The sequence below is a fragment of the Brachyspira sp. SAP_772 genome (assembly GCF_009755885.1).
Lineage (GTDB): Bacteria > Spirochaetota > Brachyspiria > Brachyspirales > Brachyspiraceae > Brachyspira.
On sequence record NZ_VYIX01000005.1, the window covers coordinates 1 to 1,809 of the forward strand.

The following is a 1,809-nucleotide window of genomic DNA, read 5'->3' on the forward strand; positions in this document are numbered from 1 at the left end:
AAAAATGAAGGGAAGACTTATATCTGTAGCATTAACTTTACCATTATTTACTATTATTTTGCTTTACAATAGAGTTATTTTTCTCTTTCATGCTTTGATATTAGCTATTTCTATAATAAGTACATTAGAAATATTTAATATGGCTAAGGTTTATAGGCAAAAGAATTTTAGAACAGTAATAACAACTATAGCAGCTATGGTTTTAGGATATGTTATTACCATATGCGGTACTAATATACTTCATGGAGATTTTTCACGTCTTTATAAGTTTACTCAAATAAATAATATTTCTATGAGCTTATCGCTTGTTATGGTATTTGTTTTAATAGCCGTTCTTTTTATAATAAATATGTTTAAGGTGAATGTATCTACTTTTGAAGAGAGGGGCAGAGCTATACTTACTGCGGTATTTTGTTTTATATATGTTGGACTTGGAGTATGGCATATATCTTTAATGCGTTTTATGACTAGCGGTAAATATTATATTGTATTTATATTATTATGTGCTTGGCTTAGCGATACTGGCGGATATGTGGTTGGAAGGAAATTTGGAAAACATAAACTTTCAAATAGTGCCTCTCCAAATAAAAGCTACGAAGGTTTAGTWGGTATGTTTTTATTTACAATACCTGTTTCTATACTTTATTATTATTTATATTCAAATGGATATTTAAGCTTAGTGCTTGGGAAAGATATACCTACATTTTCTCTATCACAGATAATATGGCTTACTGTAATATTTACATTAACAGGTTTTCTTGGKGATATGGGAGAGAGCCTAATTAAAAGAATGTATGATACTAAAGATTCAAGCAAGATGTTCCCGGGTCATGGCGGAGTATTTGATATATTTGACAGCGTGATATTGACTGCACCTATATCTTATTACATTATAATAATATTATTAAATTAATTATTGTTTTTTGCTTTATCTTCACTGGTTGCTATATCATAAAAATATAAGCCTAATATTGTTTGCAAAGGAAACATTATTATAGCTTCAAAAAATAAACTAACTCTTCTTATAGTATAAATAATATCTTTTTTCAAAATAAACACATTTAATATATATAGTATYTTTATAACAGCAAAACATAACATTATTAATATGATAACAAAGAATGAAATACTATTTGGGGCAGGAAGTAGGTTTATATATTTTGGAGTTTCATTATTGTTGGCATTATATATAAATAAAAATATTCCAAATATATATATAAAAGCAAATATGGCATCTAATATTACAGTTATAATAGTTGCTTTTTTGAATGATATTTCTGGATACAACACTTTTCCGCAAGATTTACATTGTTTGGCATATTTATCATTAACAGTTTTACAGTATTTACATTTTACAATTTTAGCCATAGTTTTATTTTCTCTCCATACCTGTGTAAATTATAGGCTATATAATATTTTTAATTGTAAAAATTGTCAACTATTATGATTGCTTTAGTACGAAGTTTAAAAGATAATTACATACTTGCAAATATTAAAAAAAAATGTTAAATATATTTATTAATAATCATGAAAATAAAAATCTTAAAAAGAAAAAGAATATTAGCTATATTTTTAATAGTTTTGATTTTTTTTGTTAACTCTTGCGATACTTTTGATTTATATTTACGAAAGGGTTTAGACGGCGTTAATCTTTATGAGCTTACAGTTTATGGTGAGGCACTTGGAAGCGATATTAAAGTAGTAGAGCTTAGAGGGTTTAATGTTGATGATTTTCGTACTGAGAGAGTTTCTTATTATTTAGATAGGTATCAGGGTAGTTGGCGTCCTCATATGCAAAAGATTATTGAC

General features: G+C 26.6%; 2 protein-coding genes and 1 pseudogene. 2 read left to right on the forward strand and 1 reads right to left on the reverse strand.

Annotated features, from left to right (window positions below; all coding sequences use genetic code 11):
• The coding region (locus GQX97_RS12095; RefSeq protein WP_232473356.1) for a phosphatidate cytidylyltransferase at nt 1–913 on the forward strand (913 nt) is incomplete at its 5' end.
• Here the strand turns inward: GQX97_RS12095 and GQX97_RS12100 are convergent.
• Nucleotides 910–1,368 carry a hypothetical protein gene (locus GQX97_RS12100; RefSeq protein WP_013243478.1) on the reverse strand — a complete coding sequence of 153 codons (459 nt, stop codon included), beginning with the start codon at nt 1,366–1,368 and terminating at the stop codon, nt 910–912. The genes GQX97_RS12095 and GQX97_RS12100 overlap by 4 nt on opposite strands.
• 159 nt (nt 1,369–1,527) lie before the next feature.
• Between GQX97_RS12100 and GQX97_RS12105 the strand changes: the two are divergent.
• Nucleotides 1,528–1,809 (forward strand): annotated as a pseudogene (locus GQX97_RS12105) (lytic transglycosylase); the annotation flags it as partial.